Consider the following 14,264-nt stretch of genomic DNA (forward strand, 5'->3'; position numbering starts at 1 on the left):
CTACCCGAGGAGTGACTCCCTCCAGCGATGGACGGATCGTCCTGTAGTACCTGCGCCGCCCCCTTCCGACATATCGAGGCGGCGGCATGACCATCCCCCTGCTGCTCCTAGGCGCGGCATTCCTGCTCATCCTCGCCAATGGCTTCTTCGTCGCGGCGGAGTTCGGCCTGGTCACGGTCGACAGGCCCGACGCCGAGAAGGCGGCGGCCGAGGGCGACCGACGGGCCGCCACGGTCGTCGACTCGCTCAAGGAGCTGTCCTTCCAGCTCTCCGGCACCCAGCTCGGCATCACCATCACCTCGCTCGTCGTCGGCATGCTCGCCGAACCGGCGCTCGCCGAGCTGCTGCACGGGCCTTTCACCGCGACCGGCCTGCCCGAGGGCGCCGTACCCGGCGTCGCCGTGGTCGTCGGCATGCTGCTGGCCGCGGCCGTCCAGATGGTGATCGGCGAGCTCGTGCCCAAGAACTGGGCCGTCTCCAAGCCCCTCCAGGTCGCCCGCTTCGTCGCGGGCCCGCAGCACCGGTTCGCGCGCACGTTCCGCCCGGTGATCGCCGCGCTCAACGCGGTCGCCAACCGGCTCGTACGGGCCCTGGGCGTCGAGCCCGCCGAGGAGCTGGCCTCCGCCCGCACCCCCGGCGAGCTCATCTCGCTGGCCCGGCACTCGGCACAGGCCGGCGCCCTGGAGCAGGACACCGCGGATCTCTTCGTACGCACCATGTCGCTGGCGGATCTGACCGCGCAGCACGTGATGACGCCGCGGGTGAAGGTCAGCGCCCTCCAGTCCTCGGCGACCGCCGAGGACGTCGTCAACCTCACCCGGGCCACCGGCCTGTCCCGCTTCCCCGTGTACCGGGAGCGGATCGACGAGATCGTCGGCATGGTCCACCTCAAGGACGCCCTCGCGGTGCCCGCGCGGGACCGGCTGCGCACTCCCGTCGGCCGGATCGCCCAGACTCCGCTGCTCGTCCCGGAGACCCTTCCGGTGCGGCCACTCCTCGAACGGCTGCGCAGCGAGCAGCCGATCGCCGTGGTCGTCGACGAGTACGGCGGCACGGCGGGCGTCGTCACCCTGGAGGACATCGTCGAGGAACTCGTCGGAGAGGTGCGCGACGAGCACGACGGCCAGGACCTGCCGGAACTCGCGGCGGCGCCGCCCGAGGACGGGAAGCCCGCGTGGGAGGCCGACGGCAGCTGCCGGGTCGACGTCCTCAAGCGCATAGGCCTCGACGTGCCCGAGGGCCCGTACGAGACCGTCGCGGGCCTGGTCGCCGATCTGCTCGGCCGTATCCCGGCCGCCGGAGACCGCGCCGAACTGCCGGGCTGGCGGCTGCTGGTGCGCCAGGTCGGGCACTACCGCGCCGAGCGCGTCCGTCTGGTGCGGACCGCACCTGTCGCGGAGGCCGTCCGATGAGCGTGCTCCAACTCCTCTTCGCCGCCCTCCTGGTGCTCGCCAACGGCTTCTTCGTCGGCGCCGAGTTCGCGCTCGTCTCCGTACGGCGCAGCCAGATCGAGCCACTGGGGACCGCGCGGGCGCGCCAGGTGCTCTACGGCCTGGAGCGGCTGCCCCAGATGATGGCCGCGGCCCAGTTCGGCATCACGATCTGCTCGCTGACGCTCGGCGCGGTCGCCGAGCCGACCGTCGCGAAGCTCCTGGAGCCGCTCTTTGAGGCCGTCCACCTCCCGCACGGCGTGATCCACCCCCTGGGGTACGTCATCGCGCTCGCCTCGGTCGTCTTCTTCCACCTCGTCATCGGCGAGATGGTGCCGAAGAACCTGGCGATGGCCGCGCCGGAGAGGACGGCGCTGTGGCTCAGCCCCGGCCTGGTCGCGTTCGCGCGGCTGTGCCGGCCGGTCACCGTCGGCCTCGGGGCGTGCGCGCGGGTGATCCTCATGCTGTTCCGCGTGGAGCCCAAGGACGAGGTCGAGGCGGTCTTCACCAGTGAGCAGCTCAACCGTCTGGTCGAGGACTCGGGGCAGGCGGGTCTGCTCGACCCCGAGGAGCAGGAGCGCCTGGAGGACGCCCTGGAACTTGGGTCCCACCCGGTCACGGACGTCCTCCTCGACTCCGGCTCGCTGGTGACCGTGGGCGCCTCGGTGACCCCGGGCCAGGTCGTCGCGCTCACCGCCCGCACCGGCTACTCCCGTTTCCCCGTGGTCGCGGAGAACGGCGCCTTCATGGGCTATCTGCACGTGAAGGACGTACTGGACCTGGAGGAGTCCGACCGTGCGGTGCCCCAGCAGAACTGGCACCACATGACGACCCTGCGGGCCGAACTTCCCCTGGACGACGCCCTCACCGTGATGCGTCGCGCCGCGACCCACCTCGCCCAGGTCGCCGACGCCTCGGGCAGGATCCTCGGCCTGGTCGCGCTGGAGGACGTCCTCGAACTGCTGGTCGGCGAGGTACGGGACCCGGCCCACCGGGAGGTTCCGGCCCCGCCGGTACGGGTGTCGGAGCCACGGGCTAGCGGGGCCCCGGAGGAGGCCCAGGCGCTGGCCAGCTGAGGCGGGGGGTTTCTCGCCCCCTCCGCCCCTACCCGTCCCGTTCCTGGGGCTGCGCCCCAGACCCCCTGGGTCGTTCGTTGTCCGCGGGCCAGCGGTGGCTGGTCGCGCAGTTCCCCGCGCCCCTTCAGGGGCGCGGGGAACTGCGCAATCTTTTGGGGGTCTGGGGGCGAAGCCCCCAGGAACGGGACGGGCAGGGGCGGAGGGGGCGAAAAACCGTTCCTCGGCCCCCGCCTCACAGCGCCGAAGGATCCTGTGGCCCTCTGCCCGAGAGGACCTCCCCGTAGGCCTGCATCAGGTCGGGCAACCGGAGTGTCGACAAGTCGTCGCGGGACAGCGAGCCGGGGTACCCGGACAGCCGTAGATCGCGGTACGCGCAACTCTTCTCGTACAGCGTCCGCAGGAACCGCCCGTTGCCGAGCTCGTCGATCCACCCCTGGTCGACCACGTGCCCGGCGATCGAGCGCAGCTCGTCCAGCGCCTCCTCGTCCCACACGTCACCGTTCTCGGCGGCCAGCACCTCGCCGATGGAGGTGAGTTCGAGCGGGCGGTAGGACGGGAAGTCGACGCGGGTGGTGAAGCGGGAGGAGAGCCCGGGGTTGGCGGTCAGCAGGCGGTCCATGCCCTCCGGGTAGCCGGCCAGTATGACGACCAGATGGTCGCGGTTGTCCTCGGCCCGCTTGAGGAGCACCTGAAGGGCCTCGTCGCCGTACGCGTCCCCCTTGCCGTAGCCGGAGTTGGACAGGGAGTACGCCTCGTCGACGAAGAGGACGCCGCCGATGGCCGAGTCGATCAGCTCATTGGCCTTCACGGCGGTCTGGCCGAGGTACTCGCCGACCAGGTCGGCCCGCTGTGCCTCCACCAGGTGGTCGCCGCCGAGCAGCCCGAGCGCGTAGAACACCCGACCCAGAATGCGGGCCACGGTGGTCTTGCCGGTGCCGGAGGGACCGGAGAAGACGAAGTGCCGCTTGGGCGGCTGCACCGGAAGGCCCTGCCCGGCGCGCAGCCGTGCCATGTTCAACTGCGCGGACAGCGCCTTGACCTGGCGCTTCACGGGTTCGAGGCCCACCATGCGTTCCAGCTCGGCGAGCGCCTCGTCGAGCAGCGCGGGATCGGTCGGCCCCGGCGGCAGCGGCCGCACCGGCACCACGGCCTTCTCGCGCACCATGTCGGTGTCCGGGGGCAGCGCGCCCGGCGGCATCAGCCCCGGCTCCGAGAGCTTCAGGTCCCGCCCCTCCGTGCCGAACAGCGGGTCGATGCCGTCGGGCCCCTCCATCACGTCCTGCCCGACCCCGGCGAGCGTGATCGCGGCCAGGTCGCCGACCTCGTCGTACCCGTCGCCCTCGGAGATCGCCGCGAGCCGCGCCGAGGTGTCCATGAAGGCGGGGTCGACCCGGTGCACCGCCCGGTACAGCGGCAGGGCGGCGGCGGAGCGTCCGGTGCCCTCGTGCGCCCGCGCCAGCCAGTACCGCAGCTCCTTGCGCTGCGGCTGCTCGCTGCGACAGCGCATCAGCGCCGAGGACAGCAGCGGCTCGGCCTGTCCGTACATCTCCAGGCGCACCCGGGCCATCCCGCCGAAGAGGCCGGCCTCGATGCCCAGCATCGCGTCGTGGATCAGCGGGTCGGTGTGCCGGACCAACTGCTCCCAGTCCTTGACCAGATAGGCCCGGCAGCCATGCAGGAAGCGCACCTGCGGGTCGGTGTCGACGGGCGGCAGGCCCGCCAACGACCGGTCCAGCTCGGGGACATGGCGCCCGTCGAGCCAGTGCGAGGCGTGCGCGAGCAGCAGGTCACGCGGGCTTTCGAGCACCGGCTGCACCCACCAGCCCAGCCAGTACCAGGAGTTGAGGGTGCGGCGGTGGCGGGTGCGCTGCTCCCCGAAGCGCTCCCGGTGCCGGAACATCCTCAGGAGCGCGGTCGTCGTGTCCACCCGGAGCGCGTGCAGTCCGAGCCAGCCGTCCGCCATGCCCGGGTCCATCCGCACCGCGGTGCGGAATTCCTCCTCCGCCTGCGGGTAGGCGCCCATCGTGTAGGCGTCCACCCCCCGCAGCCAGGCGAGGTCGGCCGGGGCCTCCGGGCCCTGCGTGCCGAAGTCCATCACGTCCCCCCACAAACCGTGCCCCCGATGGTCCTCCGCCGGGCCGGTGCCCGTCGGCAGCCTTCGTCGAACCGCTGTACCACGGACGGGAGTTGCGCCGGTGCGCAGAGCAGCCGTCCGAATATCGCACCGAGAGGCATCGTACCTGCGGGGGAGTGCCGGGCCGAAGGGTGCGGCACACCCCGTTCCGCGAGGTGGGAGCGTATGGGGCGCTCGCGGCGTGGTGACCGAGGGTGAGCGAAATACGCCCGACGGCGTCCGAAAACCGGTTCAGGGCAGAACGAAGCCCCCGATCACGGGGGAACAACCGGGGGCTTCGCGTCTGCGGGGCGACTTCGAACAGCCGCACATTCAGAACGTAAGACCTGTACGGCCAGTCGGTCAAGCCGAGTTGAGGCACTTAAGGAAGTTCCCCGGCGTGGGTCTTCACAAGTTCAGCACACTGCGGATGGTCCGTCACCGTGAGTCATTTTTCGCCCGGAGCTGCTGGTCACAGCAGGCCCGGAAAGCACCTCGTATCCCTCGGAACACTGCCGTACCAGAAGGTCCGCGAAGGGCCTTGAGGGGTCCTCCAGGAAATGCCGGCGCTCGGCGGAGACCCATTCGCCCCAGAACGCGTCCTGCGCCTCGCCGTCCCGTCGCCGCCCGCGCGACCACGCCTCCTCCCTGGGCAACTCCATCCACAGCAGTCGCGCGAGGTGCGGGCGCAGCGCGCGGCGGCCCGCGCCGACCCCCTCCAGGAGGACCACGGGCGCGGCCGGCAGCGCGCGGACCGGACCGAATGCGCGGGCGGTCCAGTCGTACGGGGTGTAGTGGGCCGTTTCGCCGCGCCCGAGCGGGGTCACCACCTGCTCCAGCAGTCGCCCGGTCCAGGCGAAGAACTCCTCGTGGGTCGCGATGTCGTCGAGGTGCAGTACGGGTGCGCCGCCCAGTTCCCCGGCCAGCAGCTCCGCGAAGGTGGTCTTGCCGGAACCGGCGTGGCCGTCGACGCCGACCAGACGGACGGGGCCGAGGGAGGGCGGCAGCCGGCGCAGGTGCGCGGCGAGGGCTCCGACGTCCCGGACGCCCGCGAGGGCTTCGGCGCCTTCCGCGCCGTCGCCGGCCGCGCTGTCTTCCGTGCTTTCCGTGTCTGCGGTGGCTTCTGTGTCTTCTGTGGCTTCGATATCTCGGATGGGGGATCCCGGGAGGGGTGGGTCGGGTGTGCTATTGGCGTATTTCTGAGAAAGGACTCTATACCGGGCGGCTTCTCGCGTCCGGGCCGCCGCGTTCCCGGTCCTGTCAATGGCGGTGACCAATATTGGTGGGCGCCGCGAGGCCCGAAGTGCTGGCAGAAGCCCGGGACGGCATCCATAGTTGGCGCACACCCGCGCATCGGACTTGCCCGCTTCGGATCGGACACCCCGGGGGTCACCCTTCCATGCCCAGAGCTGAACAGCCGTCCCGTAGAACCGTCTTGACCGTGGCGATGGCCGCGGCCGCCGCGGGCGGCGCGAGTCCGGCCGCCGCTGCGGACTCGTCCGCGCGCCCCGGCCGGGCCCGGCCGAAGGCGTCCTCGGCCGCCCCGTCGAAGGCGCCGTCGGGCCTGGTCGACAACCGCGCCTGGACCTCGTACTCCGACTGGCGCGCCGGTACGGCGAAGGGCACGCGGGCCGTGCCCGGCCACCGTCCCGGCCTGGTTGTCGCGACCCCGGCCGGTACCACGACGTACACCGACCCGCACACGAACCGGACCGCGCTGTGGGAGTACGCGACCTGGACCTCGCCGGTCCACCGGCTCGCGTTTCCCGCCACCGAGGCCGTCGCGTCCTGGAACGCGGACACCCCGGCCGGGACCTGGATCCAGGTCGAGCTGACCGGCACGTACTCGGACGGCACCGCCGCTCCCTGGTACGTGCTGGGCCGCTGGGCGGCCGGCGACCAGGACATCAGGCGGACCTCCGTCGACGACCAGAGCGACGGCAGGAGCAGCGTCTGGACCGACACCTTCGCCATCGACGACGCCGCCACGGGCCTGAGGCTGGACTCCTACCGGCTGCGGCTGACGCTGTACCGCACCCCGGGCACCAAGATCACGCCCACGGTCTGGCGGCTGGGCGTGATGGGCTCGGACGTCCCGGACCGTTTCACCGTGCCGGCCTCCACACCCGGCCTCGCCCAGGAACTGAAGGTCCCGCGCTACTCGCAGGAGACCCACGCGGGCCAGTACCCGCAGTACGACAACGGGGGCGAGGCCTGGTGCAGCCCCACCTCCTCGCAGATGATCATCGAGTACTGGGGCCGCAGACCGACGGCGGAGCAACTCGCCTGGGTGGACCCGGACTTCACGGACCCGCAGGTGTGCCACGCGGCCCGCTACACGTACGACTACCAGTACGGCGGCTGCGGCAACTGGCCCTTCAACTCCGCCTACGCGGCCACGTACAAGGACCTCCAGGGCGTGGTGACCCGGCTCGGCTCGCTCACCGAGCTGGAGACGCTGATCGCCGCCGGTATCCCGGCCATAACGTCGCAGTCGTTCCTCGCGTCGGAGCTGACGGGGGCCGGGTACGGCACCTCGGGCCACCTCATGACCGTCATCGGGTTCACCGCCGACGGTGACGTGATCGCGAACGACCCGGCGTCGCCCAGCGACAGCGCCGTGCGCCGTGTCTACCAGCGGCGCCAGTTCGAGAACATCTGGCTGCGCACGAAGCGGTACAACGCCGCCGGGAACGTGGCCTCGGGCAGCGGTGGCATCTGCTATCTCTACTTCCCGGCCCAGCTCACGGCGCGGCAGCACGCGGCCCTCGTGGCGGTGGGCGTCCGCTGAGGGCGGTGGGCGGGCGGCCCCGCGGAGGAGCCGCCCGCCCGCCCGGCTGACACCGGCCTGTGAGGAGAGGCACACTCCGCGGCGCAGCTGCGGCAGGGGCAGGCTTCCGACGGTGATCCAAGGGTTCCGCGTGACCAAGGTCTCCACCACGGAAAGCGTTTCCGGTGGCAAAGTGGTCGAGTCGGTGGGGAGCCGACGAGAGGCGGGGGAGTCCACCGCACCACTACGTCAGCGAGATGCCATGACCGCGACCTCCGCCACCGCCACCCGAGTCCGCGCCCGCACCGGCGGTCCCAAGGACGACGGCCCCAGGATCCTGGAGCACGTCGCGGGCTGGACCTTCGTCCTGGTGCTCGCCATGCTCGTCACGCAGCTCGGCCTGCTGTGAGCTGACCCGGGCGCTTCTGTCGACGATTCCCCGCCGTCCCCGGCGGACGTCCGCTTGGTCCCTCAGTGCCGAACGAGCCGCTGGTGCCTGTCTGCCATACTGCGGATGTCCCGTCGGCAGCCGGAGACCAGGATCGAAATTGAATAGTAGTCAACAGCGTGCGGTCGAGCCTCCACGCGCGCGCGGTACCGATCGCTCACTGGCGCGCCGCGCCGAACTCATCGTCATCGGGCGGAAGTTGTTCGCCGACACGTCCTACGACGCGCTGTCGATGGACGACATCGCGCGGCACGCGCATGTCGCCAAGGGGCTGATCTACTACTACTTCAAGTCCAAGCGCGGCTACTACCTCGCGATCATCGAGGACTCGGTGACCGAACTGGTCTCCCGTGCGGCGAGCGGCCTCGAACTCCCTCCGGCGCAGCGCGTGCACCGCACCATCGACGGCTATCTGCGCTACGCCGAGGGCAACCAGTCCGCGTACCGCACGATCATCAGCGGCGGAGTCGGCTTCGACGCCGAGGTGCACGCCATCCGGGACGGCGTGCGCGAGGTCATCGTCGAGACGATCGCCGAAGGCGCGTACGGGCGGCGCGAGATCGCGCCGCTGCCGCGAATGGCGCTGCTCGGCTGGCTCTACAGCGTCGAGGGGGCGACCCTCGACTGGATCGGCCACCAGGACCAGGCGCTGCCGCGCGAGACCATGCGCGAACTGCTGGTGAAGATGCTGGGCGGTGCCATGCGGGCCGTCGAGGAGCTGGACCCCACGTACGCCGCTCCGGCCCCCGCACGCCGGGACGCATGAGCGAGGGGCGGAAGTCGCCGGACTCCCGCCCCAAGTCATCGATTCACGCGGCTAGTTGATCGCCTTGATCAGCTCGCCGTTGGTGGTGTCACCGCTCAGCTCCCAGAAGAAGGTGCCTCCCAGGCCCTGCGCGTTCTTGTACGTCATCTTGGTCGAGATGGTCGACGGGGTGTCGTAACTCCACCAGTTGGTACCGCACTTGGCGTACGCCGTGCCGGCGACCGTACCCGTCGCCGGGCACTTCGTCTTGAGCACCTTGTAGTCCTCGATGCCCGCCTCGTACGTGCCCGCCGCCGCGCCGGTCGCCGTGCCGCCGGGCGCCGCCTGGGTGACGCCGGTCCAGCCGCGCCCGTAGAAGCCGATGCCCAGCAGCAGCTTCGAGGCCGGGACACCGAGACCCTTGAGCTTCGCGATCGTGGCGTCGGAGTAGTAACCGGCCCGCGGGATACCGGTGTACGAGGTCAGCGGCGAGTGCGGAGCCGTCGGTCCCGCCGCGTCCCAGGCGCCGAAGAAGTCGTACGTCATCGGGTTGTACCAGTCGACGTACTGCGCCGCACCCGCGTAGTTCGCCGCGTCGATCTTGCCGCCGCTGGTGGCGTCGGCCGTGATCGCCGAGGTGACGAGATTGCCGGTGCCGAACTTCGCGCGCAGCGCCGCCATCAGGTTCTTGTATGCGTCCCTGCCGCTGGTGTCACAGGAGAGGCCGCAGGAGTTGGGGTACTCCCAGTCGATGTCGATGCCGTCGAAGACATCGGCCCACTTGGAGTTCTCGACCAGGTCGTAGCAGGACTGGGCGAAGGCGGCCGGGTTCCTGGCGGCCTCACCGAATCCGCCGGACCAGGTCCAACCACCGAAGGACCAGAGGACCTTGAGGTTGGGGTGCTTCTTCTTCAGCTCGCGGAGCTGGTTGAAGTTGCCGCGCAGCGGCTGGTCCCAGGTGTCGGCGACGCCGTCCACGGACTCGGCGGCGGTGTACGTCCGGTCGGTCGCCGCGTACGCGTCGCCCATCGCGCACTTGCCGCCGGTCACGTTGCCGAAGGCGTAGTTGATGTGGGTGAGCTTGGCGCCCGAGCCGGAGGTCTCGATGTTCTTGACGTAGTACTTCCGGTCGTAGGTGCCCCATTCGGTGAAGTAGCCGACGACCTTGGAACCGGCCGCGGCTGCCTGGGCGGTGCCCGCCGGCGCCTCGGCCGCGGCCGGGGCGGGCTTGGCGGTGGCGGTTGTCGCGCCGGCCAGGAGACCCGCGCCGAGTACGGCACAACAGGCGGCGGACAGGAGCGCCCGGAAGGGGGCGCGGGGGAGGTGCGGTCTGCGCATCGGTGTCTCCTCGTGGGGGAGGGGAGGCCTGGGGGAGCGTGCTGGGACCTGCTGATCGTCCGCGCGTTCACGCCTGCTTGGCATGAACGCGGTGAGACGTGTGGGGAACCCTAGGAGGACTAGACCAGTGCGTCAATGGTTCGGACCAATTTCCCTTTCTTTTAGTAAGCGGTCGTTAACTGGTGACTGGATGCCTCCGATCGGGCATACTCACAGCGCCACCGCCGCTGATCAGCCCCTTCCGTGACCCGGGACGGCAGCATCGGCCGGAGCCAGTGAGACCCGCGGGAGCCATCCCACCCAGATGAGCGTCCGCCAGTGCCCGACAGGGAGGAGAGCGTCGCCATGCCCGACCGCGCCCCGCAGCCGGTGGACCGTCAACTGCCCACGGACGAGGCCCGGGAGCTGATCTCACTCGTGCGCGACATCGCGCAGCGAGAGATCGCCCCGCAGGCGGCGGAGCAGGAGGAAGCCGGACACTTCCCGCGCGACGTCTTCCGTCTGCTGTCCGAGTCCGGACTCCTCGGACTGCCCTACGACTCCGAGTACGGCGGCGGTGACCAGCCCTACGAGGTCTATCTCCAGGTGCTCGAAGAGCTCGCGGCCGCCCGCCTCACCATCGGCCTCGGCGTCAGCGTGCACTCCCTCGCCTGTCACGCCCTCGCGAACTACGGCACCAAGGAGCAGCGGGCCGAGCACCTGCCCGCGATGCTCGGCGGCGGTCTCCTCGGCGCGTACTGCCTCTCCGAGCCGTCCTCGGGCTCGGACGCCGCCTCCCTCCGTACGAAGGCCGTTCGGGACGCTGGGGATGCCTCCGGCTCCGGTGAAGCCGGGAGCGGGGGAGACTGGCTGATCACGGGCACCAAGGCGTGGATCACCCATGGCGGAGTGGCCGACTTCTACACCGTGCTCGCGCGCAGCGGCGGCGAGGGCGCCCGCGGCATCACGGCCTTCCTGGTGCCGGGTGACACGGCGGGGGTGAACGCCGCGCCGCCCGAGAAGAAGATGGGCATGAAGGGCTCGCCCACCGCGCAGGTCCACTTCGACGGCGTACGGGTGTCCGGTGACCGGCGGATCGGCGAGGAGGGCCAGGGCTTCGCGATCGCGCTGTCGGCGCTGGACTCCGGGCGGCTGGGCATCGCGGCCTGCGCGATCGGTGTCGCCCAGGCGGCCCTCGACCAGGCAGTGGCCTACGCCACCGGCAGGCAGCAGTTCGGACGGCCGATCTCGGACTTCCAGGGGCTGCGCTTCATGCTCGCGGACATGGCGACGCAGATCGAGGCGGGCCGGGCGCTCTACCTCGCCGCCGCCCGGCTGCGGGACGCGGGCCGCCCGTTCTCCAAGCAGGCGGCCATGGCCAAACTGCTGTGCACGGACGCCGCGATGAAGGTCACCACGGACGCCGTCCAGGTGCTCGGCGGGTACGGCTACACCGCCGACTTCCCCGTCGAGCGCTACCTGCGCGAGGCGAAGGTCCTCCAGATCGTCGAGGGCACCAATCAGATCCAGCGGATGGTCATCGCCCGTCACCTCGCGGGTCCGGAGTCACGCTGAACTGCCCGTGGCCGTACATGACCGAGGGCGCCACCAGTCGGACCCACTCCGGGTCGTGGCGCCCCGGCAGGGTGCGGCCGCGATCCGCCCAAGTGCGGATGAGGGCACGGTAGATGGGCGGATCCTGGAGCGGCGGCGCCTGCTGAAGGGGCTGCCGAACCGATTCTGCGGGCGCGGACGCGGGGATCCTGCGCCGACGCCCGGTCGGTGAATACGTGGGGGTCATGCCGGGGCAACGCCCGGGTGGGCGGGCAGGTCACCGGCCCCCCGAATCGAGAGTGAGTTCGCGGCGGGCCCGCGGAGGGCCACAGGTTGGCGCCACGACACCTGGCCCATGACGTTCGCCTGACGTACCGTCAATTCTGCCGCCGGGGGCCCACCCCTCCGGGCGACGTCAACTGCCGCGCGCCCAGGGAGGCCTGCCGTGCCCGACGACCGCCCCGTCGCCCTCGACGAGTACCCCGTGCACCAGGTGCCCCTGTCCATGAAGCATGTCGCGACCGGTGACCGGAACGCCTACGACCGCTGCATCTTCCACGTCTTCGACCACCGGGGGCGGATGCTCCTGATCGTGGGGCTCGGGGTGTATCCGAACCTCGGGGTGATCGACGCGTACGCCACCCTGCGGGACGGGAACCGTCTGCACGCGGTACGGGCGTCGGACGCACTCGGCGAGGACCGCATGAAGCTCGCCGTGGGACCACTGCGGATCACGGTCGAGGAACCGCTGCGGCGGCTGAGGCTCCAACTGGACGACGAGACCGTGCCGGCGTCACCGACGGGGTCGCTGCTGGGCTCCTCACCCGGCTCCGTCCAGCGCTCCCCGTCTGATTCCCCGCCGGATCCCGGGCCGGAGTCCCGCCCGGATCCCGGCCCGGTCTCTCCGCCGGACTCCCTCGCGTACGACCTCACCTGGACCGCCGACTTCCCCGCCCTCTGGGAGCCGCACCACATCCAGCGTCGCGGCGGCAGGCTCACGCTGGAAGGGCGCCGCTTCGTGCAGGCGGGCAGCGTGGAGGGGGTGATCCGCGTCGGCGGGAAGGAGACACCCGTCGTGGCGGGCGAGTGGACCGGCACCCGCGACCGCAGCTGGGGTGTCCGGCCCGTCCCCGGTGAGGAGGGCGGACGGCTGTCCGAGGAGAACCCGACCGAGGGCTTCCACTGGGTCTGGTGCCCGGTGCGCTTCGAGGACCGGTTCCTCATGGTCGTCATCCAGGAGGACGCCGACGGGCACCGCACCCTCAATGACGCGACCCTCGTGCGCGAGGGCCACCGAGACCTCCAACTCGGCTGGCCCCAGGCCGACATCAGCTACCGCCCCGGCACCCGCCACCCCAAGTCCGCCGTCATCCACCTCACGCGTCCGGCGGACCGCGGGCCCATGGAACTCGCCATGGAGGTGCTCACCTCCTCCCCGCTCGCCGTCGGCGCCGGCTATCCGCCCGCCACCGACTGGCAGCACGGCACCTGGCGCGGCCACGCCTGGACCGACCGCCGCGTCTACGACCTCTCCGACCCGGCGGCCCATCCCCGCGCCGCGTACGGGGTGATCGACCACGCCGCCCGCTTCACCCTCGACGGCCAGGTCGGTCACGGCATCTTCGAGCACGGTTCGTTCGGCCGCCACGATCCCAGCGGCTTCACCGGATTCGACGCGGTCGCCGACTGAGGGGGCGGCGAGATGGCCACGGCACCCCGCCCCCGTACGACGACCCGCGACGTCCAGGAGCTGACCGGACGGCTGACCGGCTGGCTCGCCGCCCGCCTCCCCGGTGCCACAGCGGTGAACGTGTCCGTCCCCGAGTCCAACGGCCTGTCCAGCGAGACCCTGCTCTTCGACATCGACCACCCCGAACCACCCCTGCGTGCCTGCGCGTTGAGGCTGGCGGCCGATCCGGCGGCGTACACGGTCTTCCCCGTCTACGACCTTCCCCGGCAGTACCGCACGATGCGCCTGGTCGCCGAGCACACCGATCTGCCCGTGCCGCGCGTGCTGTGGTTGGAGGAGGACGCCGGACCGCTCGGGGCGCCGTTCTTCGTCATGGAACGGGTCGCCGGACGCGTGCCACCGGACGTCATGCCCTACACGTACGAGGGGAACTGGCTGCACTCGGCGAGCGACGAGGAACGCGAGCACCTGGAGGCGGCGTCCGTCGGTCTCCTGGCCCGGCTGCACGACCAAGTGCCCCTGGAAAAGACGGACTTCCTTTCCTTCGAGGGCGAGGGCAGTCCACTGGCCCGTCATGTCGAGTCCCAACGCACCTACTACGCCTGGGTCGTTGACGGTCTGTCACGCTCGCCCCTCATCGAGACCGCCTTCGACCGGCTCGCCGACCTGTGGCCGCGCGAGGAGGGCGAGGCGGTCCTCAACTGGGGCGACGCGCGCATCGGGAACGTCATTTACGACGGTTTCGAACCCGCCGCCGTCCTCGACTGGGAGATGGCGGCGCGGGCCCCGCGTGAAGTCGACCTCGGCTGGACCGTCTACCTGCACCGCTTCTTCCAGGACCTCACCGTCGGCTTCGGGCAGCCGGGACTGCCCGCGTTCCTGCGCCGCGACCGGGTGGAGCGCCGCTACGCCGAACTCACCGGGCACACACCGCGGGACATGGACTTCTACACGCTGTACGCCGCCCTGCGCCACGCGATCGTGATGCTGCGTATTGCCTACCGGCAGGTGCACTTCGGCGAGATCGCCGTCCCCCGGGATCCGGACACACTGATCCTGCACCACGACAGCCTGCGAGCCATGGTGCAGGGCAGCTACTGGGATTGACCGGGCGTCAGCCG

11 protein-coding genes are annotated in these 14,264 nt (G+C 71.0%); 8 read left to right on the forward strand and 3 right to left on the reverse strand.

What is annotated here, in order from left to right; translation table 11 throughout:
- The first annotated feature begins 86 nt into the window (after window positions 1-86).
- The gene (locus tag ACIP79_RS35620; protein ID WP_383685825.1) at window positions 87-1,412 is read left to right on the forward strand and encodes a hemolysin family protein; all 1,326 of its coding nucleotides are present in this window, start codon (window positions 87-89) and stop codon (window positions 1,410-1,412) included.
- Complete coding sequence (locus ACIP79_RS35625; protein ID WP_401230288.1) at window positions 1,409-2,506, forward strand: hemolysin family protein; 1,098 nt, start codon at window positions 1,409-1,411, stop codon at window positions 2,504-2,506. The genes ACIP79_RS35620 and ACIP79_RS35625 overlap by 4 nt, the downstream gene beginning before the upstream one ends.
- A gap of 232 nt (window positions 2,507-2,738) precedes the next feature.
- On the opposite strand, the gene ACIP79_RS35630 is transcribed toward ACIP79_RS35625, so the two are convergent.
- Entirely contained in the window at window positions 2,739-4,601 is a 1,863-nt protein-coding gene (locus ACIP79_RS35630; RefSeq protein WP_401230290.1) for an AAA family ATPase, read from the reverse strand.
- Window positions 4,602-5,035: 434 nt separating this feature from the next.
- Window positions 5,036-5,626 (reverse strand): uridine kinase, encoded by a 591-nt coding sequence (locus ACIP79_RS35635; RefSeq protein WP_401230431.1) that lies wholly within the window; start codon window positions 5,624-5,626, stop codon window positions 5,036-5,038.
- 392 nt (window positions 5,627-6,018) lie between these two features.
- Between ACIP79_RS35635 and ACIP79_RS35640 the strand changes: the two genes are divergently transcribed.
- From ACIP79_RS35640 to ACIP79_RS35650, 3 genes are all read left to right on the forward strand, one after another.
- Window positions 6,019-7,410, forward strand: a complete 1,392-nt coding sequence (locus tag ACIP79_RS35640) for a peptidase C39 family protein (RefSeq protein WP_401230293.1) — start codon at window positions 6,019-6,021, stop codon at window positions 7,408-7,410.
- A 241-nt stretch (window positions 7,411-7,651) separates the two neighbouring features.
- The gene (locus tag ACIP79_RS35645; protein WP_401230296.1) at window positions 7,652-7,798 is read left to right on the forward strand and encodes an SCO1431 family membrane protein; all 147 of its coding nucleotides are present in this window, start codon (window positions 7,652-7,654) and stop codon (window positions 7,796-7,798) included.
- 139 nt (window positions 7,799-7,937) lie between these two features.
- Window positions 7,938-8,603 (forward strand): TetR/AcrR family transcriptional regulator, encoded by a 666-nt coding sequence (locus ACIP79_RS35650; RefSeq protein WP_401230298.1) that lies wholly within the window; start codon window positions 7,938-7,940, stop codon window positions 8,601-8,603.
- A 51-nt stretch (window positions 8,604-8,654) separates the two neighbouring features.
- On the opposite strand, the gene ACIP79_RS35655 is transcribed toward ACIP79_RS35650, so the two are convergent.
- Complete coding sequence (locus tag ACIP79_RS35655) at window positions 8,655-9,920, reverse strand: glycoside hydrolase family 18 protein (protein WP_387186931.1); 1,266 nt, start codon at window positions 9,918-9,920, stop codon at window positions 8,655-8,657.
- A 345-nt stretch (window positions 9,921-10,265) separates the two neighbouring features.
- On the opposite strand from ACIP79_RS35655, the gene ACIP79_RS35660 reads away from it, so the two are divergent.
- From ACIP79_RS35660 to ACIP79_RS35670, 3 genes are all read left to right on the forward strand, one after another.
- The gene (locus ACIP79_RS35660; RefSeq protein WP_383682909.1) at window positions 10,266-11,474 is read left to right on the forward strand and encodes an acyl-CoA dehydrogenase family protein; all 1,209 of its coding nucleotides are present in this window, start codon (window positions 10,266-10,268) and stop codon (window positions 11,472-11,474) included.
- Window positions 11,475-11,898: 424 nt separating this feature from the next.
- Window positions 11,899-13,143 carry a hypothetical protein gene (locus ACIP79_RS35665; RefSeq protein ID WP_401230301.1) on the forward strand — a complete coding sequence of 415 codons (1,245 nt, stop codon included), beginning with the start codon at window positions 11,899-11,901 and terminating at the stop codon, window positions 13,141-13,143.
- A gap of 12 nt (window positions 13,144-13,155) precedes the next feature.
- Window positions 13,156-14,250, forward strand: a complete 1,095-nt coding sequence (locus ACIP79_RS35670; RefSeq protein WP_401230304.1) for a phosphotransferase family protein — start codon at window positions 13,156-13,158, stop codon at window positions 14,248-14,250.
- Window positions 14,251-14,264: the final 14 nt, after the last annotated feature.

The sequence above is a fragment of the Streptomyces sp. NPDC088747 genome (assembly GCF_044751025.1).
GTDB lineage: Bacteria > Actinomycetota > Actinomycetes > Streptomycetales > Streptomycetaceae > Streptomyces.